Origin of the sequence: Amycolatopsis taiwanensis DSM 45107, assembly GCF_000519205.1 — a bacterium.
Lineage (GTDB): Bacteria > Actinomycetota > Actinomycetes > Mycobacteriales > Pseudonocardiaceae > Amycolatopsis_E > Amycolatopsis_E taiwanensis.
Genome location: NZ_KI912602.1, coordinates 245,215 through 271,465, shown reverse-complemented (window position 1 = coordinate 271,465; position 26,251 = coordinate 245,215). Strand labels below are relative to the sequence as shown.

Below are 26,251 nucleotides of genomic sequence, written 5' to 3'. Positions count from 1 at the left end.
CTTCTACGGCTTCGAGTTATATGAGACCCTCCGCCGCGTCAACGAACATTTAGCGCGGTGGCTCATACGTAAATATAAACGACTGCGCCGCAGCTATCGGAAAGCCTTCGCACTGCTCTACAAGGTCAGTCAGACCTATCCGGGCATGTTCAGGCACTGGCGCTGGGGAGCAAAACCACATCCGATCGGGCAATAGGAGCCGTGTGACGCGAGAGTGTCACGCACGGTTCTCGGAGAGCCGGACGGTGCAATCCCGTCCGGCTACTCACCCCGGCCATTTCGGCGGGTTGGGTGTTGAGGTTGAGCCAGGTATATACGTCCATGTAGATGAAGACTTCNGCCTTCGGCCCCACCGTCAACCCGGAGGTGTCCTTCAACAGCAACTCCGCGAACACGTCCGCCTTGTACTGCTCAACGGTCTTGGACATGTCAACCCTGCGACGACGGTGGGCCTCGGCGTCGATCCTCGCGTAGGCCGCGGCGCCGACCTCGACCGGGATATCGGCGCAGAGCCGGACCATGCCCTCACCCTGCGGGACCAACTCGATCCCCCGCCGGGCACGACGTCGCGCACAACGTCGGGCATACCCGTCCGGGTCGACCCTGGCCACCGCCAGCGCGGTCGAGCGCCGCAACCCCGACGGGTCCTTGCGGTCGATCCGACCGGCCATGATCGCATCCACTTCACGGGCCTGCTCATCGGTGAGCGCGGCGGCGGGTTCATGGATTTTCGATGCCTTATACGCGTCGATCTCCCCACGCCTCATCGCCTTCAACGTCTCCGGCAACCGCGTGACCAACGCTTCCGCCAACCCGATCTGATTCTCCGCCGCGCGCGGCGAGACAGCCAACGCCAACGCGAGTTCACGTGCCACCGCGCTGCGGTCCTCGGCTTTACCGGCGAACTCGGCGACCGCCTCGTACTGCATCGCCTGCAACCGGTTGATCTCGGCCTGCGTGGACTGAATACGCCGCAACAACCCACGACGAGCCAAGACCCGCGCCGGAGTCTCCGGAAACGGATCCACCAAATCCGGCTCATACACGCAGTACACCGACATCTCCTCAGCGGCCAAGACATCGACGAGCATCTGCTCAGGTACGGACTCGGATTTCCGGGACGACATACACTCATTGTATCGAACCCATGACCGAATGTCACACGCGAAAGATATTCACGTACGAGTCTGTCTTTGGACCCGGTGGTCTCGGGGGCTCTGCTAATTATCTTGACGCCAAATCGTGATCACCACGAGGTTCGGCTTCTTTTTGCCCCTGTCGCGGGCAACAGCAAACAAGGCGGGAGCTGTCGGCAGATTTCTCACCGTGGAAAACGGTGCACGGATCCTCGCCCGCTGAAGTGCTGGCGGGGGCTTCGGCACGATCCATGGCCGGTTGCGGGAACGAGTCCGGCTGCGTGAAGGCTCGCAACGTCGAAGGCACAGTGTTTGCCGGCAGCGTTCCCGTCGAGGCCGTCCATCTCGTTGAGGATGAGCGAAGTCGCGCCCAGCGCTCGTCCCCGTCGAACTCGATGTCATCGTCTTCGACGTCCCAACAGTCCGAGAGCATGGTCACCTCGGCTGCTGGACGCGTATTGCCTCCGCGTGCTCTCAACCGGTCCGTGTTTCCTGTTCTTCGTCCTACACGCCGGCTAACGGCCGCGGCGAACGAGACACCAGGGCCTTGGCCGATCTACCGAAGGTAGATCGGCCAAGGACCCAACAGGACCGGCTTGGCGGTTATCCGCCCAGCGCCTGGGTGTTCGTATTCTCCGTGGTGTTCATCTCCCGCCCGGAGTCGCCGATCGCGGTCCCGAACTTCTGGACGGACAGCAGGAGTTGTTCCTTCATCGTGTCCCAGTTCCGCATCAGGTTCGCGTACGCCGGCGCCGCGCTCGTGCTCTGCCACACGCTTTGCAGCTGCCGCACGGAGTTGTTGAGTTCGTCGACTCGGCTGATTATGCGCGACACACTGGACTGGACATCCTGTTCGGCGGTGGAGAGCAGGCCGAAGTCGTAGTCGATCAGAGACATGTAATCCCCCTTTTCTCAGATGCCGGGGCTGAGGGCGGACGTGATGCCGCCGGTCGCGGGCGCCACCGCACGCACCGCCATTGCCCGGTTGTCGTCCGTGGTGCCGTAGTTGGTCCTCGCGCTGTGCACCGCCTGCGCGATCTGATCCAGCTGCTGCTTGAGGGAGTCGAGCTGTGGGCTCAATTCACCGTGCCAGACCTGCAAGGCCGCACGAGGGGCCTCGCCTTTCCATTTGGCCCACACCGCGCTGAGCTCACCGTCGATACGCCGGTGATCCGCCGCTATCTCGCCGGCGATGCTCGTCGACGTCTGTGCGGTGGCTTGCATTGTCGCTAAATCGGTTTTGGCTCCAGCCAAGGGGGTCACCCCACCTTCATCCGGGCCCATGTCAGGGCACACCTGCAGAAACATGGCCCGCGGCCAAAATACCACGGGTGGCTCGACGGCGGAACAGCCGAACAGTATTCTCCCGGGTGCGGACCGGGCCACCGCAGCCATCGAACGACGCGGAGACCGGCGTGCTCAACAACGAGATTCTGTTGGAACTGTTCAAGCATCACGTTCTGGACGACGACGAGGTGGTCCGGACCGTCCACACCTGGCCGGATTCGGTGGGTGTCGCGGTACAGACCGATGGCCGGCTGCTGACGATCCGCGACGACCCGGAGTTCCTGCTCATCGGCCGTGCACCGTGGGTCGACGGGCTCGCCGTGCTGGAACGTGAGGACGTATTCGCAAGTGGCGAACGGGAAACCGATGCGATCGTCGTGACCACGGACGCGCGTCGATATCACCTCAACGACGAGGCCGTCGCGGTCGAACTGGCCCAGCGTGTGTCCGTCGACCTCGATCCGATGGCCTACGCCCAGGTTCTCGTCGCCTACCACCCGTGGAGCACGGCCCGGCGCGAACTGCTGCTCGACGCCGGCCAACTCCGTGCGCAATTCGGGATCACCGATGGACCGCCGGTCGAGCCGCTCCGGCAGGACGAGACCGCCGTCGGCGTGGCACTGACGTTCTTTTCCGCGACCGTCCACAACCCGCTACTCGGTGCGCGGTGGCGGTGCGACGTCTACCAGTGGCGGGTGGACATTCCCCGGGACGGCCGCGTCACGTGGGGTCGCCGGCTCGCGGCGGAGAACCTCGACGTGCCCAAGCCGCCGGTGCCCGTCGAGGCCCGGCGGTAAAGCTCAGAGCGCCGGGACGTCGGCGACGACGAGGGTGCGAAGCTCGTCGACGGTGGGCATCCGGCCGAGGCCGCGCAGGCGCTGTGACTGGGCCTTACGCATCGCTTCGAACAACTTCCGGGCCTCGCGCGCGTTGCCGAAGTTCGGCCCACGGTCGATCTTCGCGAACCACTCGTGCAGCGCGGCCTCGACATCCTCGCCCAGGGTGTAGTCGTCGGTCGCGGCCATCCGCCGCATGATCAGCACCAGCTCGGGCGAGTCGTAGTTCTCGAACTCGATCGTCTTGTTGAACCGGGACGCCAGCCCTGGATTGGCGTCCAGGAACTCGCTCATCTCCTTGGTGTACCCGGCAACCACGACGACCAGTTCGTGCCGGTGGTCCTCCATCATCTTCACCAGCATGTCGATGGCTTCCTGCCCGAAGTCGTTGCCACCGGCCCCAGCCGCCCGCGACAAGGTGTAGGCCTCGTCGATGAACAGCACGCCGCCGAGCGCTTCGCTGATCAGTGCGGCGGTCTTCTCCGCGGTGTGCCCGATGTACTGGCCCACCATGTCGCGCCGCGAGACCTCCCGGAACCGGCCCCGGCGCAGCACGCCCAGTGCGGCGAGGAGCTTGCCGTAGATCCGGGCCACGCTCGTCTTTCCGGTGCCCGGAGCGCCGGCGAAGATCAGGTGGTAGCTCACGGCGCCGGTGCCGAGCCCGGCGGCCCGGCGCCACTCGTTGACCTGGATCTCGTCGATCACCGAGCGGACTTCCTCCTTGACCCCGGCCAGGCCGACCATCTCGTCGAGCTCGCCGAGCAGTGATTCCACCCGGCCGGAGTCCTGTTCGGACGGTTCTTCCCGTACTCCGGCGGCGTGGCCGGGGCCCTGCTGACCGGCGATGATCCGCGTGGTCGCACCCTCGGCCACGTCGATCGCGGGCTCCCCGGTGTTCGCCGTCGTGCAGCCTTCGACACTGCCCTGGCTGCCCGCCGAGATCGCGATGCCCGGTCCCTGTGTGTCGCGGATGCTGCAGTTGCGGATCGTCGGGGCGCTCCCGACGACCGAAATGCCGGTGTCGGTGGTCTGCGAGACCTCGCACCCCTCGATCGTGGGGCGACCGGACTGGTAGACGTAAATGCCCCGGTGCCCGCAGCCGCGGACGGTCGAGTTGCGGATTTCCGGATTTCCGCCCACCCGCACGATGATCCCGTCGTCGGCCGCGTCCCGCACTTCCGTGTTGACCACGTTGCCACCGGAATCGTCGAAGACCAGGGCGTTGGTGCCACCGATGAACCGCGACCGCTGGACTTCGACCCGGCTGCCGTCCAGCGCGGCCAACCCGGCGCCGAGGCCGCCTTCCAGCTCGCACCGGTCCATCGTCAGCGTGCTTTCTTCGAGCACGACCACCGGCCCGGCGGAGCGAAGCGTCAGATCGGTGAGCACCAGTGTGGTCCCGTCGGTCCTGAGCAGTGCGTGCTCCGTCGATCTGTTGTCCAGCACGACGGTGCCCGGTCCGTCGGCGGCCCGGATGGTGATCTTTCCCCCGTGGATGGTGAGCGTCGCGGGATATTCGCCCGGAGCCACGGTGATCACCGCCTCCGCGTCGACGGCGCGGAGTGCGTCCTCGATGGTGGGGTAGGCACCCCGCTGCGTGGTCGAGACCAGAATATTGCGTGCCATTGTTCCGATGGGGTCGATGAATACCGGCGCTGACCTAGTACAGCGCACCTTACCGGCGATGTCCATGGCGGAGGAACCGAGACCAAAACGATGACGAGGGCCTATACTGGCGCCTGCCGGTGACGTACTTCGGCCTGGGCCGCCGCTTGTCGCCGTCACCGGCCTGTTCGGTCTCGAGCACCGCGCGGTGCATGCGGACTACGGGAGGCGTAGGTGGCGGCCCAGGCATCATTGATCCTTGCGGGCGGCGTGCTCGGGATGCCCGCGGGTGCCCTGTGGGCCCTCGGCGGCAGTGTCCTGTTAGGAGGGTCGGCGGCCGTGACCGGCGCCGTGTGGCGACACCGGTCCCGGGTAGCCACCCGGAGTGTGCCGGGTGACACCGTCCACCTCTCCCGGGACACCCGGCTCGCGTCGTTCCTTTCCGCGGCGCTCGGGCAACTCGTCCGCGGCCGGATCACCGGTGGTCTTCCCCTGCCGGATCTCCACACGGTGTTCGTGGCGCCCGACGGGATCGTGGTCCACTTCGAGCGGCCGGTCCCGGAGCTGCCGGTGCTTCCGTGGCGGGTCGACGGATCGGCGGACGACGGGCGGTCCTGGGTGCTGCACCTCGCGGAGCTCGGACAGTGGCGGCCGGACGCCACCGCGTTTCCCGCCCTGGTGACGCTCGGGACGTCGCACGGCTGGTCGGTGCTGGTGGACCTGGAACAGGCGCCCGGGATCATCGCGGTGACCGGCGAGCCGCGCCAGGCCGGCCGCCTGATCAACGCGCTGGCCTTCGAACTGGCGACCAGCCCGTGGTCGACGCAGGCCGGGATCACCATGATCGGTTTCGACGAGCCGGTGTGCGTGCCCGACCAGAAACGGATCCAGCACACAAGTTCGCTGACCGAGGCGCTCGACCGCGCGGAACGGGTGGCCGGGCGGTCGAGTCTCGTGCTCGGTGAGGCCGACGCCGCCAACCTGGCCACCGGCCGGCACCATGCCGGCGGCCGCGTGGACCTCCGGCCCCAGGTGCTGCTGCTGGCCGAGCCACCGGCACCGGACGAGGTCGATCGCGCCATGCGGCTCGCTTCCGACGCGCACAGCCCGGTCGTCGTGATCTGCCTTGGAGACACGTCCTTCGCGCGCTGGAACATCGAAGCCACGGCGGATGGTGAGGTGGCGCTGGAGTCGCTCGGTCTGCGTTTGAGGCCGCTGAGCGGCGTTGTCGAGTCCTGTCAGCGGCAGTTGCGCATGCTGCGAAGGGATGCCGGTTACCGCGAAATCGACATCATCGAGATCCCCGACCCGAGCCGCTCGGTCCGTGCCCAAGCTGTGCCCACGCCGCCGCCCGTGCCCGGGCATGCGGTGCAGCCGGTCCTACGTCCGGCGGCGCCACCACCGGCGGCAGTAGGCGCAGATGACGGCGTGGTCCGCGCGGCGCCGCCACCTGCGGCCGGTCGCAGGGAGGACACCGTGGTTCGCGCGGCGCCGCCGCCCGCGGCCAGTAGCGGGGACTACGGCGTGGTTCGTGCCGCTCCGGCCGCGCCCGTGCCGCCACCGGCGGTCGCGGTGGGCGTTGCCCGTCCTGCTCGTGCCGCGTCGCCGTCTGCGTCGCCGGCACCCTTGGCGCCCAACGGTTCCCGGTCCAGCCGCGTACCCGATGAGTGGCGCGAAACGATCCGCGCCCTGCGTGCCCCGGTGGTGTCCGACGCCGAACGCAACCGGTTGTGGCCCGCTCCGATCGAGGTCCGCGTGCTGGGCCCGGTCGAGGTGCTGGCCCCGGGACCGGTGATCACCGCCCGGAAGCCGCTGCTCACCGAACTCACTGCGGCCGCGGCGCTGCGGGACAACGGGTTTACGAGTGCGGCCTTGCGCGATTCGGTGCGAGACGAGCACGAACTCACCGCCACCCTGCGAAGTCTGAACGCCTGGCTGGGCGCGGACGAGAACGGCCGTCCGCGGCTACGGGAGACCGAGGACGGCTGGCGGCTGCACGACGGCGTTCGGGTCGACTACGAGCTTTTCGACGAGCTGATCGCCGGTACCGATCCCGGCAACGAGCGGGCCCGCCTGCTCAGTGCGCTGGCGCTGATCCGCGGTGAGGTGTCCCATTCGCAATGGCTCGAACCACTGTCGGATCGGTTGTCCCACACCATCGTCGCGACGGTCCGCAGGGCGGCGGAACTCGCCGACCGCGCGGGCGATCCGCCCGGCGTGGAATGGGTCCTGCGCCAGGGGTTGACCGCGCTTCCGTTCTGCGAACCGTTGTGGCGCAGTTTGTTGCTGTTCCAGGAGGAGCACAACCCGGGCGCACTGCGGGGAACCGTCGAGCAGGCGCGGGCCGCCTTGACCGCACCCGACTGCGGTGACTGCCTGGAACCGGAAACCGAACGGCTGCTCGCCAGGGTCGCGGGCGGCGGCCCGGGGCTGGCCCTGTCATGAGACCTCTTGTATCAAGTCGCGGCAATCACGGTGACCACCACGCGCGCGCCTTTGTCCCGTGTCTTGTGGGGGCTCCGCCCCCACACCCCCGACTGGGGGCAAGCCCCCAGACCCCCTTATCGGGGCGGCGGGGCGCCGTAATCGAGAACGTGACTTGCTTCCTCATGGAGCGCCCCGCCGACACGATCGCGGTCGCGCGCGGACTCGCGGAGGAACAAGCATGACCGGTCAGGCGAGCTGGACTCCGGCCAACGAACTGGAAATCGGGTTGGACCGAGCGCTACGCACCGACGACACCGCGGCGTTTCTGCGGCTGCTCCTCTCGGCCGAGGTCGTCCTGCCGGTCACGGACGCCGCCGGCACGGGGCAGGAGCCGGTGTCCTGGTGGTACGCCACCGTCGGCGAAGGTCCTTGCCTTCCGGTGTTCACCTCCCCGGAGGCGCTGTTCACCGGCACGAACGGCGAAGTGCGGTACCACCGGGTGACAGCGTTGCGCGATCTCATCGCGGCATGGCCGGACATGCGATGCCCGATGCTGCTCGATCCGCTCACGCCGCTGGTGAGCCGGATCGCCGCCGCGGACTTGATCAGGATGGCCAGCCGGCTCGTTGACGACGCTCTCGAGCACCCCGGCAGCGCCTCGGAGCCGGTCGCGGCCACGGTGCTGCGCAAGTTCCTCTCGCTGCGGCAGGCCGTGGATATGTTGACGGCCAACGAAAGTCTGGTCTCGGGTTACGTGCTGGCCGAGGATGAGATCGCGCATTTCGACACGGTTCCGTTGCTGGTAAAGGGTTTGCGGCTGTCGCGGCTCAACCCGAACATCGCCGAGGACTCGACCACGGTCTACGCGCTGCGCTGGCTCGCGGTGGGCGCGGCGCTGTACCGGATCCCGTTCGGCGGCCCGGACGTCGAGCAGATGACCGCCGCGCGCGGCTGGGCCGTCGACGAACCGCACTTCCGCGGCACCGGTTTCCTGGACGACGTCGAGCCGGCGGTGCAGCTGTACCAGGTACACGGGCTGCGCCTGCCACACGGCTCGGAACTTGTTCAGTTGACCACGGACGGGCCGGAGGTCGAGTCGCGAGCCGCCTACTACGACGCCGATCGACGGTCCTGGTTATGGGATCCGGACTTCCTGCCGGACTCGCTGGGGGAGAGGATGTGACGACCAACGGGTATGTGGCGTGGTGGCGCGGCCAGGAGTTCGAAGCCAGCCCCGCCCTGGAGGACGGCCGGCTGACCATACGGCTGTACCGATCAGACCGGGCAGACGGCTTCGGCGAACTCGCCCCGGGCCGGTGGGTCCGGGGCGTACCGGCGGGCGAGGTCGATCGGCTCTCCTATGTCGTGGAGGCGTGCTCTTGGCGGGAAGAGCCCTTCCACGTTGTGTCTCGCGATGACTCGAATCGGGTGTTGCTGGAATACGTGGGCGGCCAGTTGCCGGTGGCGCACCGGCTAGGGCTGTCCACAGTGGAGCGTGGAGTTCACCGGATCTGGGTGCCGGTGGAGGAAGTGACCAGCACCAGGTTGGAGCAGGTGTTGATCGGCGAGTGAAGCCTCACTCCGCTTCCAGTTCCAGACTCGGCTGTACCGGCATTTCCCGCGCACCAGCGCGGCGCTGCTTGACCAGTCCCGCCGCGATGGCCACCACCGTCACCGTCAGGGTGAGCAGCAGCGACACGCGGCTGCTCGCGGTGAAGGCCATACCGCCGATCACCACCACGAGCGCCACCAGGACCAGTACCGAAAGATACGGGAACAACCACATCCGCACGGTCTGGTTGACCGTGCCCTCCCGCTCGCGCCGGCGGCGGCTGACGATCTGCGTGGCCGTGATGCAGAGATAGACGACGACGGCGATTCCCCCGGAGGAGTTCAGCAGGAAACTGAAGACCACGTCGGTGGGCAGGAAGTAGTTGGCGACCACCGTGAAGAACCCGCCGGCCGCGGCGGCGAGCACCGCCCGCATGGGCACCTGTGAGGTGCCGCGAGTGGTCCCGAACAGGCGCGGCGCTTCGCCCCGCTGGGCCATCGAGAACAACATCCTCGACGAGGAGTAGAGGCCGGAGTTCAAACAGGACAGTACGGCGGTGAGCACGATGAGGTTCATCACCGTCTCCGCCCCGGGTAGCCCGAGGAAGCCGAGTACCGCGGCATACGGGCTCTGGGTCACCTGCGCCGCGTTCCACGGCAGCAGCGTGACCACGATCAGGATCGAACCGATGTAGAAGACCAGGATCCGCCAGGACACGCTGCGCATGCTCCGCCGGACGGCCGTCACCGGGTCCTTCGCCTCACCCGCGGCGACGGTCACCAGTTCGGTGCCGAAGTACGAGAAGAAGACGGTCAGCGCCGCGGTGAGCATCGGGTAGGCGCCCTTGGGCAGCAGGCCACCGTTTCCGGTGAGGTTGTGCAGGCCCGGTGAGGACACGTGCGGCAGCAGGCCGAGGATCGCGACCACGCCGATCGCGATGAAGGCGATGATGGCCACGACCTTGATCAGCGCGAACCAGTACTCGAACCGGCCGAACGAGGCGACTCCGACGAGATTGACCGCGGTGAGCGCGCTCATGAACACCAGTGCCCACAACCAGGTCGGGATGCCGGGCACGAGGTGGTTGGCGATCGCGGCGCCCGAGATCGCTTCGAACGCGATGACGACGCACCAGTGGTAGGCGTAGAGCCAGCCCACGGATAGCCCGGCCCACGAGCCGAGTTCCTTGCTGGCGTAGGCGGAGAAGGATCCGGTGTTCGGGTTGGCCACGGCGAGTTCGGCGAGCATCTGCATGACCAGGACGATCACGACTCCGGTCGCCGCGTACACGAACACGATCCCCGGGCCGGTGGAGGCGATGACCTTGCCGCTACCGACGAACAACCCCGCGCCGATCACACCACCGAGGCCGATCATCGTCAGCTGCCGGGTACTCAACGCATTTCGCAGTGACGCGCGGCCGCCGGCGGAAACGTTGGCAGGCATGGACCTTCCTTCCTCGTGTGGTTCCGGTGGCCCTTGCCGGATACGCAACGTGAATTGCGTTACATCATGCTCGCGCAACTCGGTCAGCGTCAAGGGTTTGTTGGCGCAGTTGGAGTGCTTGAATGGATGCACACGCATCTGCAGTTGCGTGCGCCGTGAGGTTGCCAGGAGGTCGTAGGTGTCCGTTCCGCCGCAGAGCTACGCCGAGTTGCGTGCCGAGCTTCAGGCACGGATGGACTCGTTCGCGCCTGGCCAGCGCCGGGTCGCCCGGCTCCTGCTCACCGACCCGGAAGCCACCGCGTTTCGCACCATCGCGGAGACGGCGCGCGAGGCCGGCGTGCATCAGTCCTCTCTCGTGCGCTTCGCGACGAACCTGGGTCTCGGTGGTTACCCGGATCTGGTCAAGCTGTGCCGGGAGCACCTGGCCGAGCGGGCGCATTTGGTCGGCCGCTTCGAGCGCGCCGAGCGCAACGGCACGGCCGGCGGGCTGCTGGCGCGAGTGGTCGAGCACGATCAGCAGAACCTGGCCAGAACGTTCGAGCGGATCGAGCCCGAAGAGTGGCAGCGCCTGGTCCGGCTGCTGGCGGCGGCCCCGCGGGTGCACGTCATGGGTCTGCGCAAATGCCTTCCCGTGGCGCAGTTGCTGGCCTACCTGCTGCACATGGTCCGCCCGGACGTGCGCCTGATCGCGCCCGTTTCCGGCGGTCTGGTCGACGAACTGCGTGACCTGCGGGACCAGGACGTCTTCATCGCGATCGCGATCCGCCGGTACACCGCCGACACGGTGCGAGCGATCCGTTATGCCCGCGAACATGGACTGCACACGGTGGCGCTCACCGACGATGCGGCCTCACCGTTGGCGACCGCCGCCGACTTCCCGTTCTTCGTGGAGACCGAGGGAGTCACGCTCCTGCGCTCGGTGACGTCGTTCATCTCGTTGGTACAGGCGATGTCCACCGCGGTGGCGTTGGAAACCGGTGCGCGCAGCCGCGCGGAGTTGCTGCTGGACGAGGAACTGCTGGATTCGTTCGACGTCTATGCGGAGAACGAACCGGTGAGCCGGCCGCGCCGCCCTCGCGCCCGGCGGCAAGGCAAGTAGAGTTGCATGTAGAGCTTGTCACGCAACGGTCATTCTGTCAGGCTGTCTGTGGGCCATCGGTTCTCCAGACTGAAGGGATCGCACCGTCATGAGTGTGGTGCTCGGCGAACGTTCGGGGCCAGTGCTACGGATCGTGCTCAACCGGCCAGAGCGGCTGAACGCGGTCAGTGAGGAGCTCTACACCGAGCTTCTGAACCAGTTGCAGGCGGCGGTGCTCGATTCGAGTGTCCGCTGCGTGGTACTTACCGGTGCGGGCCGGGCGTTCTCCGCCGGCGCCGATCTCAAGGCGCATCGCACGGCGGATCGTTCCCAGGCCGACCGGGCGACTTATGTCGCATTGGGACAGCAGGTGTGCGAACGCATCCAGAAGCTGCCGGTCCCGGTGGTCGCCGAGGTCCGCGGGTACGCGCTGGGTGCCGGTGCCGAGATGGCGGTCAGCGCCGACTTCCTGGTCATGGCCGAGGATGCCAAGATGGGCTTTCCGGAGGTGGCGCTCGGCACCTTCGTCGGCGGTGGCGTCACCCACCGGCTGCCCCGCCTCGTCGGGCTGCGCAAGGCCACCGATCTGTTGCTGCTCGGCGAGCGGTTCACCGGCGCGCAGGCGGTGCAGTGGGGGCTGGCGCACCAAGCGCCGCCCGAAGCCGAGTTGACGGCGGTGACCGATCGGCTGGTGTCGCGGTTGTCCAGCCTGGCACCGCTGTCCGTGCGACGGATGAAGGCGGCTTTGGCGCGCGACAGCGGGTTGGACGACGCGCTGCAGGCCGAGGCGAAGGACCTTCTCGCCGTGATGGGCACCGATGACTGGGCAGAAGGGGTCGCCGCCTTCGGAGAGGGCCGCGAGCCGGAATTCCTGGGCAGGTGAGCCGCGAATGACCACGGTACAGCGAGCCGCCGGCCCGGTCCCGGCCGCCGCGAACGGAGCGCGGCACGACCCGCTGGAGCGGATGTTCGACCCTCGTTCCATCGCGGTCGTCGGTGCGTCGACCGACCCCGGCAAGCGCGGCTATCAGGCGATTCGCGCACTGATTGACGCCGGCTACCCCTACCCGATCTATCCGGTGAATCCCAAGGGCGGCAACCTGTTGGGCCTCACTGTCCTCCCGCACGTTTCCCACCTGCCGGCGGGCGTGGATGTCGCGCTGATCGCCACCCCGGCACAGACCGTGCCGCGCGTGTTGCGTGCCTGTGCGAGCGCGGGTGTGGCGGGTGCGGTCGTGCTGGCCAACGGTTTCCGCGAGTCCGGGCCGTCCGGCATCGAGCTGGAGGAGGAGCTGCGGGAGGTGGTGGCCGCCACCGGCATCCGCGTGGTGGGGCCGAACACCTCGGGCATCCTCAACGTCAGCGGCGGCGCGAACCTGGTGGGACTGCCCGATGTGCCGCCGGGGCCGATCAGCGTAATCGCGCAGAGCGGCAACATGTTGCTGTCACTGGTCGCGGAGAGCCGGGCGGCCCGGGGACCCGGCTTCGACACCTACATCGGGCTGGGCAACCAGTCCGACGTGCGCTACGACGAATGCATCGCCTACCTCGCCCGCCGGGAAACGACCGGCGCGATCGCCGTGCACAGCGAGGGTTTCCGGCACGGCCGGGAGCTGATCGCCACGCTCGCCGACGTGACGCGGCACCGCCCCGTGGTCATGCTGCGCGGCGGCCGCTCGGAGATCGGGAAGCGCACCGCCCTGTCCCACACCGGATCGGTCGCCGGGTCGGATGCGGTCGCGACCGCCGTTCTCCGGCAGGCCGGGGTGGAACTCGTTGAGCGCTCCGACGAACTCGCCGTGGTGTCGGGCGTATTGGCCACCACGCCGCCGGTGCCGGCCGGCCGCGGTGTCGTGGTGCTCAGCGACGGCGGCGGGCATGCGACGCTCGCGGCGGACGCCCTCAGCGCGGCGGGGATCGAACTGGCCGAGCTGTCCCCGGCGACCTCCGGACGACTGCGCGAGCTGCTCGGGCCCGCCGCGGCCGTGGGCAATCCCGTGGATGTCGCCGGCGCCACCGACGACGACCCTGAGCGGCTTGCCGAATGCGCACGCTGTCTCGCCGATGACCCGAGTGTCGGCATGGTGCTCGTTGTCGGCCTGTTCGGCGGCTATCATCTTCGGTTCGATTCGGGCCTGCAAGGCGCCGAGAACCTCGCCGCCCGGCGCCTGGCCGAGCTGGCCGGCACCACGGGGATTCCGTTGCTGGTACAGAGTTTGTACGAGCCGGATCGCCCGGAGAATCATGCGATCCTTCGCGCGAGCGGGGTTCAGGTGCTCGCTTCGATCGATCACGCGGTGCGGGCCACCATCGCGCTGTACCGCCGCGGCCGCTATCTGTCCACAATGGAAGATCGTGGCGAATTCCGGGTTTCCCTCTCGGCAGCGGAAGGCGGCCAGGAGGTCCGGCCGCTTGATGAGCCGAGCGGCCGCTATCTCCTGGAAGAAGCCGGGATCGACCTCGGTCCGTGGCGCCTGGTCCGCAGCGCGCGAGATGCCGAGGCCGCGGTGGCGGCATTCGGAGGCCCCTGTGCGCTCAAGGTCGTTTCTCCACAGGCTGTGCACAAGTCCGACCTCGGCGGCGTGCGGCTCGACGTGACCCCCGGCACCGCCGAGGGCGCCTACACCGAGATCGTCGACTCGCTTCGCTCCGCCGTGCCGGAGGCCGAGATCACGGGCGTGCTCGTCGGCCCGATGGCCCCACGAGGAGTCGAACTCCTGGTGGGCGCGACGGTGGACCCGATCTTCGGACCCGTGGTCGCCTTCGGCAGCGGGGGGATACTCGTCGAGGCACTGCGCGACGTGACCTTCCGCGCGGTCCCGTTCAGCGCGCTCGAAGCGAAGGAAATGATCCAGGAAACCCTCGTTTCGAGGCTGCTGTCCGGACACCGGACGCTGCCGGCCGTCGACCTCGACGCGTTGAGCGAATTCCTCGTCAAGGTCGGGAACTTCGTGGCGACGACACCTGAACTGGCCGAACTCGACCTGAACCCGGTGATCGCGAGCGGTTCGTCCATCCGCCCCGTCGACGTGCGTGTGGTCATCTCGGCTTCGTGATACCCACGCGGTCGGCGTCAACGCTCGGCCGACTCGCGCCGCGTTGTTAGCCGGCACAGAATCCGACGACTCTCTCAGCTGGTTCGGGGGGCTGCGGCTTGGTTGTCGGGGTCGTTCTCGGTCGTTACGGTCGCGGCCAGGTGGTCCGGACTTGCTGTCCGTACTTGTCCGACTGTTTGTAGACGGTTTCCGCCGCTTCTGGTGCGGGCCACACGGAGATCTTGTAGTCCTCGACAGGCTCAAAGCGGTTGAGACCGGGGGCTGTGTCGCGGCCGCGAGCGTGCACGCGAAGCCGGTACGGGCCAGCTCCTGCGTGGGACAGGTATGGGAACTCCAGCGGTGAGTCCTCAAGCCCGCAGGCGATGAGTTCCCCATCCTCGGAGTCCACCGACACCTCGACGACTTCTTCCCAGTCGTCGAGGTCGACCGAGCCCGGTGCACTGTCGAGGAGTTCAACGGTCACGTTGACCCGACCTGTGTGGATGCCGGTGAGGACAACAGCCCCGCTGGAGTCCGCCCCCACGAGACCGTTGGAAGCGGCAAGGGACAGGTCGCCGACCCAACTGCCGTAGTCCCTGACGAAGAACTGTCCATAACTCACACGCAGTTCAGCCGTCGCTGCCCTCACCGGCTCGGTCATCTGTCTCCCTCTGGCTCGACCACACGATTGTTGCCAACCCGCGGCCGCCAGCCGATCTTGAGAGGTCCACACAACCAACCATGATCAACTGGCGGCCGCACTCCTCTCCAACACCCCCTCACCAGCACCGATCACGAAGTCCGGCTGGAGTACTAGGCCGTTCGAGTGTACTTAACACCATTTACTGTCACGAGTGAATAGTGTTTACCTATGTCAAACTCGTTGTCGCGCAGACGCTTTCTCGGTATGGCCGCGCTCAGTTCGGCAGCGTCGCTGGGGTTGACGACCATTTCCGCGTCCCGGTCCACGGCGATGGCCGAGGGCCGGGACTATTCCGAGGCAGTGGTGATCGGCACCGGTTACGGCGCGGCGGCGACCGCGTTGCGCCTCGGTGCGGCGGGCGTGCCCACCCTCATGCTCGAGATGGGCCAACTGTGGGACACCGCGAGCAGCGACGGCTCGATCTTTCCGAGCATGCTGAACCCCGACAAGCGGTCGATGTGGTTCAAGACCAGAACCGAGGCGCCGCTGGCCACCTTCCTGTGGCTGGACGTGATCAACAAGGACATCACGCCGTACGCCGGCGTCCTCGACCGCATGCATTTCGGAGACATGTCGGTCTTCGTCGGGCGGGGCGTCGGAGGCGGCTCGCTGGTCAACGGCGCCATGGCGGTCACGCCGAAGCGGTCGTACTTCGAGGAGATCTTGCCTGAGGTCAACGCCGCCGAAATGTACGACGTCTACTTCCCGCGAGCCAACGCCAACCTCGGCAAGAACGACATCGACCCGGCCTGGTTCGAGACCTGCGACTGCTATCAGTACGCCAGGGTTTCCCGAAAGGCCGCGCAGAACGCGGGCTTGACCACCACCTTCGTGCCGAGCGTCTACGACTTCACATATATGAAGCAGGAAGAAACCAACCAGGTGCCGCGTTCGGCACTGGCGTCGGAGGTCATCTACGGCAACAACCACGGGAAACGGTCGCTCGACAAGACCTACCTTGCCGCAGCGCTGGGCACCGGCATGGTCACCATCAAGACCTTGCACGAGGTGCGTGAAATCACCCGGCAGCCCGACGGCACCTACCTGCTGACCGTCAGGCAGACCGACGCTGAAGGAAACGTGCTCGCCACCAAGCAGATCGGTGCGAAGTACCTGTTCCTCGGCGCGGGCAGCATCGGGTCGACGAGCCTCCTCGTGCGCGCTCGTGAGACCGGGAAACTGCCGCTGCTGGGCAGCGAAGTCGGACAGGGCTGGGGCACCAACGGCAACGTCATGCTCGGCCGTGCCAATCACATCTGGGATCCCACCGGGTCCCTGCAGTCGGGCATGCCCGCGATGGGCATCGACGCGTGGAACGACCCGGCCTACCCGGTGTTCGCCGAGATCGCGCCCCTGCCGGCGGGCATCGAGACCTGGGCGAGCCTGTACCTGGCGATCACCAAGAATCCGGAGCGCGGTTACTTCGCCTACGACTCGGCCACGGACTCGGTAACCTTGCACTGGGATCTCGCGCAGGGGCAGCGTTCGATCGACGCGGCGAAGAACCTGTTCGACAAGATCAACGCCGCGAACGTCACGGTCTACCGGTCCGACCTCTTCAGTGACACGCGTGCGTTCGAAAACCGCTTCACCTACCACCCGCTGGGTGGCCTCGTGCTCGGCAAGGCCACCGACCTCTACGGCCGGGTCAACGGCTATCCGAACCTGTATGTCACCGACGGTTCACTCATTCCCGGTAGTACCGGCGTGAATCCGTTCGTCACCATCACGGCACTGGCCGAACGCAACATCGAGCACATCATCGCCACCGACATCCGCTGACCGCTCGTCTCGAACCCGAACGATCAGAGCCGGCCGAACCATTCCCGTACCGCCGCCACACCGCCACTTCCGAGGGCGACCATGAGGGCGATCCGTGCGTGGGCGGGAGTGAGTCCTCGCGCGCTGATCGCGCCGACCTTGGTGGCGAGGCCGGTGCCCTCGTGCGCGTGGTCGAGGGCGGTGGGATGGGTGCGGGCGCGGGAGGCGAGGACGACGGGAATGTCCCATTCGGTCAGTTCGCTGATGGTGGTGAACAGTTCGACGGGCACATTTCCCGCCCCGGTGCCTTCCAGCACGATGCCCCGCGCGCCGGCGTCGGCCGCGGTGGTCAACAGGGCCGGCGTGATGCCGGGGTAGGTCTTGATCAAGGCCACGTCGGATTCGGGCATTCCCTCGGCCTGCGGGGGCCGAGCCGGTGGGGTTGCCGTGATGGTCACGTCGCCGGTGGGGGTCACCCGCCCAAGCAACGGGTGCGGTGCCGAGGAGAACGCCGATGGCTCGGTGGTGTCGGTCAGGGTTGCCCAGCGGGCGGCGTGCAGTTCCCGGTTGAAGCAGACGAGCGTGCCCAGACCACGTGTTGTGGGGTGGGCGGCGGCGGTGAGGGCGGAGGCCAGGTTGCCGGGGCCATCGCTGGCAGGTTCGTCCAGGCAGTGGGCGGCGCCGGTGAACACGACGCCGCCGCGGGCGGCGGCGCGGCCGACGATCAGGTCGGTGAGGAAGGCCGTTTCTTCGAGGGTGTCGATGCCATGGGTGACGACCACGCCGTCGAATCCGTCGTCCGCGAGGGCGGTGCGCACTCGGCGGGCCAGGGACAACATCGTGGCGGGTGAGGTGTCCCAGCTCGGCTCGGCCATGACGTCCTCGGCACGCACGTCGACGGCTGGAACGCCCGCGGCCACGAGCAGTTCGGCTGCGGTCGCGATTGCGGGCCGTCCCGAGTGCTGGCGGTAGGCGATCGTGTCGCCGGTGGCCAGAAGTAGCACACGTGGCATCACACCACTCCCGTCATGATGATCACCAATATCGCGGTTAGCAGGGCAATTGCGATGCGGGAAAGGATCCGCCGCTGCGTTCGCGCCCTGGTGTCCGGTGTGGACACTCAAGCCTCGGCGGTGAGGCCGGCCCGCTGCTCCAGCCGTTCCAGGCGATCGAGAACAGGGCGGAGTTCCTGGCGCACCGCTGTGGTGATCACGCTTGCCGTATCTGCGGAGGCGCTCGTTTGGGCGCGGAGGTGGGTGTAGCCGGTGAGTGCGGCCACGACTGTCCGGCGCGCGGTGCGCTGGTCGATGCCCAACTCCCGCAGTACCCGGCCGGCGGTGCCGTCGGGTTCGCTGAGCAGGCCGAGTAGGAGGTGCTCGCAGCCGACGTAGTTGTGCCCCAGCGCGAGGGCCTCGGTCACGGTCAACTCCAGCGCATTGGCCGCGGGCCCGCTGAACTGTGTCGCCGACGGAGTTTCCGGTGCCGGCGAGGCGTCGGGTAGCGCTCGTGCCACGTGAGCGGGATCGATCTCCATTGTGTGCAGCACACGCAGGGCGAGATTGCTCCCCTCGGCGAGAATTCCGTGCAGCAGATGTTCCGTGCCGACGTTGGCGGCGTGGGTCGTCCGCGCTTGCTCGACCGCGAGTTTGATCGCGTTGCGCGCGCGTTCGGCGAAATGCGAGAGCTGAGCCGTCGGGTCATCGGTCGCCAGGTCGCCCAGCACGGTCGCCCGGATCGCCGTCACGCGCCGTACCGACTGTTCCAGTGCCCGCTGGCAGATCGCCGAGACCGGCACCCCGGACGCCTTGACCGCGTCGGCCAGATCATCGGGCAGATACACGTTGATCTTCGGCATCGCCGCCCCTTCCTGCCATCAAGATACCTACCCCTATATATAACCCTTTGTGGGGTTATGGACAACCTGTGGGAGCTTCGAAACCACGCGACGGCTGGACGCCCAGGCCACGAGCGCACAGGCGGCGAAGGCCGCGCCGAGGATGCTGGAGCCGGTCCATCCGGCGCCGGCGAACACGGTGGTCGTCGTGGTCGCGCCGAGGGCGGAGCCGAGCGAGTAGAAGATCATGTATCCGCCGATGACGCTGCTGGTGCGGTGCGGATGGGTCATGGTGAGCAGGTGCTGATTGCTCACGTGCACGGCTTGCACGGCGAAATCGAGCACGACCACGCCGATGATGACGAGCCACAGCGACCACGACGCTTGCCCGATGGCCAGCCAGGAGACGGCGAGGAGCGCGAGCGCTCCGCCGGTGACGGCGCTCGCGAACCCCGCATCGGCCCAGCGTCCCGCCCGGGCGGCGCCGAGCGCGCCGGTCAGGCCGGCAAGGCCGAACAGGCCGATCTGCGCGGTGCTCAGCTGCCACGGCTCGGCCGCGAGCGGCAGCGCCAGGCCGCTCCACAGCGTGCCGAAGGAGGCGAACAGGAAGAACGCGATCAGCCCGCGCGAGACGAACAAGCGCTCGCGGAACAGTCCGCCCAACGACGTCAGCACCTGTCGATATGTGGCGTGGTCGGAACGTGTGTCCGGCGGCAGGGTTCTCAGGACGAGGCACGCCAGCGTCACCAGGAGCACGGCGAGTGCGACGTACACACTGCGCCAGCCCCACACCGCGGCCAGGGCGCCGGCCGCGACGCGTGCCCCGAGAATGCCGACGACGACACCGGAGGTGACCACACCGAGGTTGCGGCCACGTTCCCCGGGTGTGGACAGGGCTGCGGCGTAGGCGACCGTCGTCTGGACGACGACCGCGAACAGGCCCGCGATCACCAGCCCGGCTAACAGCATCCAGGCCTGAGCGGCTGTCGCGGCCAGTGCCGCACCCACCCCGGTCAGCAGCAGGTGTCCCGCCATGAGCTTGCGCCTGTCCATCAGGTCGCCCAGGGGGACCAGAACGGCCAGCCCCGCCAGGTAGCCGAGTTGCCCGGCAGCGACGATCCATCCCAGGCGGGCGGCCGGCACGCCCAGCTCGCTTCCGATCCGGGCGAGAACCGGTTGCGTGGCATAAATGCTCGCGACGGCGACCGCGCAGATCACGGCAAGCAACGTCCTTCGGCCGACGGTCAACCCCATCCGCCCTCCTTCAATCAGTAGCAATTTGCAACTGATTCGACAGTACGGCAGAATGGTTTCAATCAGCAACTCTTCGGGAGAAGCGATGACTCAGACCGCGATCGGCGCCGAGGACGTGACCTGGACCGATCCGACCTGCCCGGTGGCGCGAACCGTCGACCTGATCGGCGACCGCTGGAGCCTGCTCATCGTCCGCGACGCCATGGACGGCGCGCGAGCGTTCACCGACTTCCAGCAGCGCACCGGCATCGCCCGCAACATCCTCACCGACCGGCTCCGCCGGCTGGTCGAGCGCGGCGTCCTCGACCGGCAGACCGCACCCTCGGGCAGGCGGCAGCTCTACACCCTCACCCCTGCCGGGCGCGACCTGTTCACCGTCATCGTCGCCCTGCGTCAATGGGGCGAACGGCATGCCTTCGCCGCCGGCGAGACCCACTCCGTCCTCGTTGACGAACACGGCCTCCCGCTGCCGCGGCTCCAGCCGATCGGCTCAGGCGGCGACCCCGCTGACGTCGACACGACTTCTGTGCGGAAGAACCGCTGACGGCGCCGAGCCGGTCCGCGGCCTGCGCACCACCGGTTCCCGGTGCAGTGCCGCCGCGTTGTACCGAAGCGGGCTATCGCACGACGCGGGTGGACTCACGGACCACGAGTTCGGGGGCGAACACGACCTCCTGGTGCTGGACGGGCTCGTCTCCGCCCGCGGTCTCGGCGATGAGCAACTCCGCGGCCGTGCGCCCCAGGCGCTTCGCGGGTTGGCGCACCGAGGTGAGCGGAACCGCGGCGGCGCCGGCGAACTCGATGTCGTCGTAGCCGACGATGGCCATCTCGGCCGGCACCCGCACGCCGGCGCCGACCATCGTCTGCAGCACGCCCAGGGCGAGCAGGTCGTTGACGCAGAACACCGCGGTGGGTCGCGGGTTCATCCCCAGCAATCGTGCGCCCGCGTCACGCCCCGACGCCACGTCCAGCGCGGCCGTCTCCAGTACGGAGAGTTCGACGTCCGCGACGGCCGAGCGCACCCCGGCCTCGCGGTCGCGGCACTGCGTGAGGATCGAGGGGCCGTTGACGAAGGCGATCCGCCGGTGCCCGGTCTCCACCAGATGATGCGCCGCGAGCGCGCCGCCGGCGACATCGTCCACCGAGACGGAACTCGCCTTCACCGCGGGGATCTTGCGGTCCACGAACACGTAGGGGATGCCGCTGCGCTGGAACGTCTGCAGCGCCTCGCCGCTGGTGTCGACCGGGCTCAGCAGCACCCCGCGCACGCGCTGTTCGGCCAGCATCGACAGGTACGACGCCTCCAGGTCGAGTCGCTGCCCGCTGTTGCAGGTGATCACGTTGAGGCCCGCGTCGTGCGCGGCCTCTTCGGCGCCGCGTGCGACATCCACGAAGAACGGGTTGCCGAGGTCGAGCACGAGCAGGGCCATGATCCGGCTGCGCCCGGCGCGCAGCTGCCGTGCGGACTCGTCGCGCACGTAGCCCAGTTCCTCGATCACCGACAGCACGCGCGATCGTGTGGCGGGGGAGACCACGTGCGGACGATTGACCACATTGGACACCGTTCCGATGGAAACCCCGGCTCGCCGAGCCACATCCTTGATGCCGACCATAGGGCCCCTTGCTCTGTCTCGGCGCACAGCCTAGCATCCGTATGAAACGTTTTAAGGCGCGATCTCGACGAGGAGACAGCCATGGGCGTGAGCACCGGAATCAACCAGCGGCTGCGCACGCAGCGGATCGAGACACCCTCCTGGGCCTACGGCAACTCGGGCACCCGGTTCAAGGTCTTCGCGCAGCCCGGAGTGCCCAGAACGGTCGAGGAGAAGATCGACGACGCGGCGCAGGTGCACGCGTTCACCGGTGTCGCCCCCAGCATCGCGCTGCACATCCCATGGGACAAGGTCGACGACTACTCCGGGCTCGCCAAGTACGCCGAGTCCGCCGGGCTCCGGATCGGGACGATCAACTCGAACGTCTTCCAGGACGACGACTACAAGCTCGGCAGCGTCACGAACCCGGACCCGCGCATTCGCGCCAAGGCGCTCGACCATCTACTGGAATGCGTCGACATCATGGACGCGACCGGCTCTCGCGACCTCAAGCTGTGGTTCTCCGACGGCACCAACTATCCCGGCCAGGACGACATCCGCGCTCGCCAGGACCGGCTCGCCGAGGCGCTGGCCGCGGTGTACCGGCGGCTCGGCCCGCATCAGCGGATGCTGTTGGAGTACAAGCTGTTCGAGCCCGCCTTCTACACCACGGACGTGCCGGACTGGGGCACCGCCTACGCGCACTGCGTCGAACTGGGTGAGCAGGCGCAGGTGTGCGTGGACACCGGGCATCACGCGCCTGGCACGAACATCGAGTTCATCGTCGCTTTCCTGTTGCGCGCGGGCAAGCTCGGCGCGTTCGACTTCAACTCGCGCTTCTACGCCGACGACGATCTCATGGTCGGTGCCGCGGACCCGTTCCAGCTTTTCCGGATCATGTACGAGGTCGTGCGCGGCGGCGGGTACGAGGCGGACGCGGGCATCGCCTTCATGCTCGACCAGTGCCACAACATCGAGCCCAAGATCCCCGGCCAGATCCGCTCGGTGTGCAACGTCCAGGAGGCCACGGCGAAGGCGCTGCTGGTCGACTCCGAAGCGCTCGCCGCGGCGCAGCGGGCCGGCGACGTGATCGCCGCGAACGACGTGTTCATGGACGCCTACAAGACCGATGTCCGCCCGATCCTCGCCGAACTGCGCACCGAGATGGGCCTCGAGGAGGACCCACTCGCGGCGTACCAGCGCTCGGGCTACGCGGAACGCATCGTCGCCGAGCGGGTCGGCGGACACCAGGCTGGATGGGGAGCATGATTTCCGAACTCATCGCACGGTCCAACCGGCTCGGCTCGGACCCACGCAACACCAACTACGCCGGCGGCAACACCTCGGCCAAGGCAACGGCCACCGACCCGGTCACCGGGAAGCCCGTGGAGTTGTTGTGGGTCAAGGGTTCCGGCGGTGACCTCGGCACCCTCACCGAGTCGGGGCTCGCCGTGCTGCGGCTCGACCGCTTGCGCGCGCTGGCCGACGTGTATCCGGGGGTCGAGCGCGAGGACGAGATGGTCGCCGCGTTCGACTACTGCCTGCACGGCAAGGGCGGTGCCGCGTCGTCGATCGACACCGCGATGCACGGGCTGGTCGACGCCGCGCACGTCGACCACCTGCACCCCGATTCGGGCATCGCGCTGGCCACCGCGGCCGATGGCGAGAAGCTCACCGAGCAGTGCTTCGGCGACCGTGTGGTGTGGGTACCGTGGCGGCGCCCGGGATTCCAATTAGGACTGGACATCGCGAGGATCAAGGCCGAGCACCCGAAGGCCATCGGCTGCATCCTCGGCGGGCACGGGATCACCGCGTGGGGCGATACCTCCGACGAGGCCGAGGCGCATTCGCTGGAGATCATCCGCACCGCGGCCCGGTTCCTCGCCGAGCACGGCCGCCCCGAGCCCTTCGGGCCGGTCGTGCACGAGCCGCTGCCCGAGGCAGAGCGCCGGGAGCGGGCGGCCGCGCTGGCGCCGGTCATCCGCGGCCTCGCGTCCACCGACCGCCGCCAGATCGGGCACTTCACCGACTCCGAGGTCGTGCTGGACTTCCTGTCCCGCAAGGAACATCCGCGTCTGGCGGCGCTCGGCACGTCGTGCCCGGACCACTTCCTTCGCACCAAGGTCCGCCCGCTCGTGCTCGACCTGCCGCCGACCGTGCCGCCGGCGGAAGCGATCGAGCGCCTGCGCGAACTGCACGCCGCATACCGTGAGGACTACCGCGCCTACTACGAGCGGTACGCCACCCCGGACTCGCCGCCGATGCGCGGCGCGGACCCGGCGATCGTGCTCGTGCCCGGCGTCGGCATGTTCTCCTTCGGTGCGGACGCGCAGACCGCGCGCGTGGCCGGCGAGTTCTACGTCAACGCCATCAACGTGATGCGCGGCGCGGAGTCGGTCTCGGCATACACGCCGATCGACGAGCGCGAGAAGTTCCGCATCGAGTACTGGGCCTTGGAGGAGGCCAAGCTCCAGCGGCGCCCAGCGCCGAAACCCCTTGCTACCCGGGTCGCGCTGGTGACCGGTGCGGCGTCCGGCATCGGGAAGGCGGTCGCGCAGCGACTCGTGGCCGAGGGCGCGTGCGTCGTGGTCGCGGATCTCAGCCCGGCCGGCGAACTGGCCACCGCGCTGGGCGGACCGGACAAGGCGATCTCCGTGGTCGCCGACGTGACCGACGAGAAGCGGATCCGCGCCGCGTTCCAGGCCGCCGCGCTCGCCTTCGGCGGCATCGACCTGGTGGTGAACAACGCCGGCCTGTCGATCTCCAAGTCGCTGCTGGAGACCACGACCCACGACTGGGACCTGCAGCACGACGTGATGGCGCGCGGCTCGTTCCTGGTGTCGCGCGAGGCCGCCCGGATGATGATCGAGCAGGGCATGGGCGGCGACATCGTCTACATCACCAGCAAGAACTCCGTGTTCGCCGGACCGAACAACATCGCCTACAGCGCGACGAAAGCCGATCAGGCGCACCAGGTGCGGTTGCTGGCCGCGGAACTCGGTGAACACGGGATCCGGGTCAACGGCGTCAACCCGGACGGCGTGGTGCGGGGCTCGGGCATCTTCGCCGGCGGCTGGGGCGCGCAACGCGCCGCGGTCTACGGCGTGAAGGAGGAGGAACTCGGCGCCTTCTACGCGCAGCGCACCCTGCTCAAGCGCGAGGTGCTGCCCGAGCACGTCGCGAACGCGGTGTTCGTGCTGACCGGCGGCGAGCTGTCCCACACCACCGGCGTGCACGTGCCGGTGGATGCCGGGGTGGCGGCCGCGTTCCTGCGATGACGACGTTCGCGGCCGTCGATCTCGGGGCGTCGAGCGGGCGCGTCATGGTCGGCGAGCTGTCGGCTGGGCTGTCGCGCGGCGTGGCACTGACCGAGGTGCACCGGTTCGACAACCGGCCGGTGCGCACCGACGGCACTCTGTGCTGGGACATTCTCGCGCTCTACCAAGGAGTTCTCGATGGGCTGCGCAAGGCAGGGCCGGTGGACGCCATCGGCATCGACACCTGGGGCGTCGACTACGGCCTGCTCGGCGCGGACGGTGCGCTGCTGAGCAACCCGGTGCACTATCGGGACGCCCGCACCGAGCCCGTGATCGACGAGGTGTTCGCGAAAATCCCGCCGGAGAAGCTCTACGCCGAGACGGGAATCCAGTTCCTCCCGATCAACACGGTGTTCCAGCTCGCCGCGGATACCCGGGCCCGGCGCGCGGAGCGACTGCTGATGATGCCGGACCTGATCTCCTACTGGTTGACCGGAGTCGCAGGCACAGAGCTGACCAACGCATCCACGACAGCGCTGCTCGATCCGCGTACCGGCCGGTGGTCGGCGGAGGTCGCGAGACGCGTCGGGATCGACCTCGATCTGTTCCCGCCACTGCGAAAGCCGGGCGAGGAGGCCGGTACTCATGCCGGCGTGCCGGTCTACGCCGTGGGTTCACACGACACCGCGTCCGCCGTGGTCGGCGTGCCCGCGACGACTGAGAACTTCGCTTATATTTCGTCGGGCACCTGGTCGCTCGTCGGGCTCGAACTGCCCGAGCCGGTGTTGTCCGAGGCGAGTCGCGAGGCCAACTTCACCAACGAGGTGGGCGTCGACGGCACGATCCGCTTCCTGCGCAACGTAATGGGACTGTGGTTGCTGCAGGAATGCCAGCGGGCATGGGAAATTCCGGATACGAGACGGCTGCTGGACGAGGCCGCCGCGCTGCCGCGCCGGGCGATCATCGACGCCGGGGACCCGCGGTTCCTTCCACCCGGAGACATGCCCGCACGCATCGCCGCCGCCTGCGCCGAAACCGGCCAGCCGGTGCCCGGCACACCCGGCGAGTTCACGCGCTGCGTGTTGGACAGCCTCGCGGACGCCTACCGGCGCACGATCGACGACGCGGCGCGGCTGTCCGGCCGGCGCGTTGATGAGATCCACGTCGTGGGCGGCGGCGCACGCAACGAGTTGCTGTGCCGACTGACGGCCGACGCCTGTGGACTGCCCGTGATCGCCGGTCCGGTGGAGGCGACCGCGCTGGGCAACGTGCTTGTCCAGGCCAGAGCGCACGGCGCGCTCTCCGGCGGCCTCGGCTCGCTGCGCGACCTGCTTGCGCACACGCAGCGGCTTACCGTCTATCGGCCATAATCGCCGTAGCCTGGACAGCACCGGCAAGAGGCCTTATCGTTTCTCGATCTTATCGAAAGACGATAAACTGAGAGGTCG

At 68.0% G+C, this 26,251-nt stretch carries 22 protein-coding genes and 1 pseudogene; 13 read left to right on the top strand and 10 right to left on the bottom strand.

Features of this window, described 5'->3' with window-relative positions; genetic code table 11:
* A pseudogene (locus tag A3CU_RS54210) lies at nt 1-196 on the top strand (hypothetical protein); the annotation flags it as partial.
* Here A3CU_RS54210 and A3CU_RS50520 read toward each other — a convergent pair.
* The 3 genes from A3CU_RS50520 to A3CU_RS53810 form a co-directional block, all read right to left on the bottom strand.
* Nucleotides 150-1,061 (bottom strand): DUF222 domain-containing protein, encoded by a 912-nt coding sequence (locus tag A3CU_RS50520; RefSeq protein WP_425388327.1) that lies wholly within the window; start codon nt 1,059-1,061, stop codon nt 150-152. The pseudogene A3CU_RS54210 and the gene A3CU_RS50520 overlap by 47 nt on opposite strands.
* Nucleotides 1,062-1,739: 678 nt before the next feature.
* Nucleotides 1,740-2,033 (bottom strand): WXG100 family type VII secretion target, encoded by a 294-nt coding sequence (locus tag A3CU_RS49540; RefSeq protein ID WP_043844384.1) that lies wholly within the window; start codon nt 2,031-2,033, stop codon nt 1,740-1,742.
* A gap of 15 nt (nt 2,034-2,048) precedes the next feature.
* Nucleotides 2,049-2,420 (bottom strand): WXG100 family type VII secretion target, encoded by a 372-nt coding sequence (locus tag A3CU_RS53810; RefSeq protein WP_281174202.1) that lies wholly within the window; start codon nt 2,418-2,420, stop codon nt 2,049-2,051.
* A gap of 86 nt (nt 2,421-2,506) precedes the next feature.
* On the opposite strand from A3CU_RS53810, the gene A3CU_RS0142785 reads away from it, so the two are divergent.
* A complete protein-coding gene (locus A3CU_RS0142785) occupies nt 2,507-3,220 on the top strand; it encodes a hypothetical protein (RefSeq protein WP_027947411.1) in 714 nt (237 codons plus the stop codon).
* A 3-nt stretch (nt 3,221-3,223) separates the two neighbouring features.
* Here A3CU_RS0142785 and A3CU_RS0142780 read toward each other — a convergent pair whose 3' ends face one another.
* Nucleotides 3,224-4,885, bottom strand: a complete 1,662-nt coding sequence (locus A3CU_RS0142780; RefSeq protein ID WP_027947410.1) for a right-handed parallel beta-helix repeat-containing protein — start codon at nt 4,883-4,885, stop codon at nt 3,224-3,226.
* A 213-nt stretch (nt 4,886-5,098) separates the two neighbouring features.
* Between A3CU_RS0142780 and A3CU_RS0142775 the strand changes: the two genes are divergently transcribed.
* From A3CU_RS0142775 to A3CU_RS0142765, 3 genes are all read left to right on the top strand, one after another.
* Nucleotides 5,099-7,309, top strand: coding sequence for an AfsR/SARP family transcriptional regulator (locus A3CU_RS0142775; RefSeq protein ID WP_156960844.1), 2,211 nt, complete (start codon nt 5,099-5,101; stop codon nt 7,307-7,309).
* A gap of 220 nt (nt 7,310-7,529) precedes the next feature.
* Complete coding sequence (locus A3CU_RS0142770) at nt 7,530-8,474, top strand: SseB family protein (RefSeq protein ID WP_027947408.1); 945 nt, start codon at nt 7,530-7,532, stop codon at nt 8,472-8,474.
* Nucleotides 8,471-8,863: a hypothetical protein gene (locus A3CU_RS0142765; protein WP_027947407.1), complete on the top strand. Its 393-nt coding sequence runs from the start codon at nt 8,471-8,473 to the stop codon at nt 8,861-8,863. Before A3CU_RS0142770 ends, A3CU_RS0142765 begins: the two co-directional genes overlap by 4 nt.
* Before the next feature lie 4 nt (nt 8,864-8,867).
* Here A3CU_RS0142765 and A3CU_RS0142760 read toward each other — a convergent pair whose 3' ends face one another.
* On the bottom strand, nt 8,868-10,289 hold the full coding sequence (locus A3CU_RS0142760; RefSeq protein ID WP_052373182.1) for an amino acid permease: 1,422 nt from the start codon (nt 10,287-10,289) through the stop codon (nt 8,868-8,870).
* 178 nt (nt 10,290-10,467) lie between these two features.
* Between A3CU_RS0142760 and A3CU_RS49535 the strand changes: the two genes are divergently transcribed.
* The 3 genes from A3CU_RS49535 (at nt 10,468) to A3CU_RS0142745 (ending at nt 14,423) form a co-directional block, all read left to right on the top strand.
* Nucleotides 10,468-11,388 (top strand): MurR/RpiR family transcriptional regulator, encoded by a 921-nt coding sequence (locus tag A3CU_RS49535; protein WP_063628991.1) that lies wholly within the window; start codon nt 10,468-10,470, stop codon nt 11,386-11,388.
* 88 nt (nt 11,389-11,476) lie between these two features.
* On the top strand, nt 11,477-12,250 hold the full coding sequence (locus A3CU_RS0142750) for an enoyl-CoA hydratase/isomerase family protein (protein WP_027947405.1): 774 nt from the start codon (nt 11,477-11,479) through the stop codon (nt 12,248-12,250).
* Nucleotides 12,251-12,257: 7 nt separating this feature from the next.
* Nucleotides 12,258-14,423 carry an acetate--CoA ligase family protein gene (locus A3CU_RS0142745; protein ID WP_027947404.1) on the top strand — a complete coding sequence of 722 codons (2,166 nt, stop codon included), beginning with the start codon at nt 12,258-12,260 and terminating at the stop codon, nt 14,421-14,423.
* Between the two features lie 124 nt (nt 14,424-14,547).
* Here A3CU_RS0142745 and A3CU_RS49530 read toward each other — a convergent pair whose 3' ends face one another.
* The gene (locus A3CU_RS49530) at nt 14,548-15,063 is read right to left on the bottom strand and encodes a hypothetical protein (protein ID WP_052373180.1); all 516 of its coding nucleotides are present in this window, start codon (nt 15,061-15,063) and stop codon (nt 14,548-14,550) included.
* A gap of 210 nt (nt 15,064-15,273) precedes the next feature.
* Between A3CU_RS49530 and A3CU_RS0142735 the strand changes: the two genes are divergently transcribed.
* Entirely contained in the window at nt 15,274-16,887 is a 1,614-nt protein-coding gene (locus A3CU_RS0142735) for a GMC oxidoreductase (protein WP_027947403.1), read from the top strand.
* 23 nt (nt 16,888-16,910) lie between these two features.
* On the opposite strand, the gene A3CU_RS0142730 is transcribed toward A3CU_RS0142735, so the two are convergent.
* From A3CU_RS0142730 to A3CU_RS49525, 3 genes are all read right to left on the bottom strand, one after another.
* Nucleotides 16,911-17,879, bottom strand: coding sequence for an asparaginase (locus A3CU_RS0142730; protein ID WP_043844381.1), 969 nt, complete (start codon nt 17,877-17,879; stop codon nt 16,911-16,913).
* A 107-nt stretch (nt 17,880-17,986) separates the two neighbouring features.
* A complete protein-coding gene (locus tag A3CU_RS0142720; RefSeq protein ID WP_027947401.1) occupies nt 17,987-18,721 on the bottom strand; it encodes a Clp protease N-terminal domain-containing protein in 735 nt (244 codons plus the stop codon).
* Nucleotides 18,722-18,754: 33 nt separating this feature from the next.
* Entirely contained in the window at nt 18,755-19,954 is a 1,200-nt protein-coding gene (locus A3CU_RS49525) for an MFS transporter (RefSeq protein ID WP_043844379.1), read from the bottom strand.
* Nucleotides 19,955-20,039: 85 nt separating this feature from the next.
* Here A3CU_RS49525 and A3CU_RS0142710 point away from each other — a divergent pair, with 85 nt between their 5' ends.
* Complete coding sequence (locus tag A3CU_RS0142710) at nt 20,040-20,498, top strand: winged helix-turn-helix transcriptional regulator (protein ID WP_027947400.1); 459 nt, start codon at nt 20,040-20,042, stop codon at nt 20,496-20,498.
* 73 nt (nt 20,499-20,571) lie between these two features.
* On the opposite strand, the gene A3CU_RS0142705 is transcribed toward A3CU_RS0142710, so the two are convergent.
* Nucleotides 20,572-21,567 (bottom strand): LacI family DNA-binding transcriptional regulator, encoded by a 996-nt coding sequence (locus A3CU_RS0142705; protein WP_027947399.1) that lies wholly within the window; start codon nt 21,565-21,567, stop codon nt 20,572-20,574.
* Between the two features lie 81 nt (nt 21,568-21,648).
* Between A3CU_RS0142705 and rhaI the strand changes: the two genes are divergently transcribed.
* From rhaI to A3CU_RS49520, 3 genes are read left to right on the top strand one after another with little or no spacing between them, the layout of a single operon-like run.
* Nucleotides 21,649-22,815 carry an L-rhamnose isomerase gene (gene rhaI, locus A3CU_RS0142700; RefSeq protein ID WP_027947398.1) on the top strand — a complete coding sequence of 389 codons (1,167 nt, stop codon included), beginning with the start codon at nt 21,649-21,651 and terminating at the stop codon, nt 22,813-22,815.
* Nucleotides 22,803-24,824 carry a bifunctional rhamnulose-1-phosphate aldolase/short-chain dehydrogenase gene (locus A3CU_RS0142695; RefSeq protein WP_027947397.1) on the top strand — a complete coding sequence of 674 codons (2,022 nt, stop codon included), beginning with the start codon at nt 22,803-22,805 and terminating at the stop codon, nt 24,822-24,824. The genes rhaI and A3CU_RS0142695 overlap by 13 nt, the downstream gene beginning before the upstream one ends.
* Nucleotides 24,821-26,173: a rhamnulokinase gene (locus A3CU_RS49520; RefSeq protein WP_043844377.1), complete on the top strand. Its 1,353-nt coding sequence runs from the start codon at nt 24,821-24,823 to the stop codon at nt 26,171-26,173. Before A3CU_RS0142695 ends, A3CU_RS49520 begins: the two co-directional genes overlap by 4 nt.
* Nucleotides 26,174-26,251: the final 78 nt, after the last annotated feature.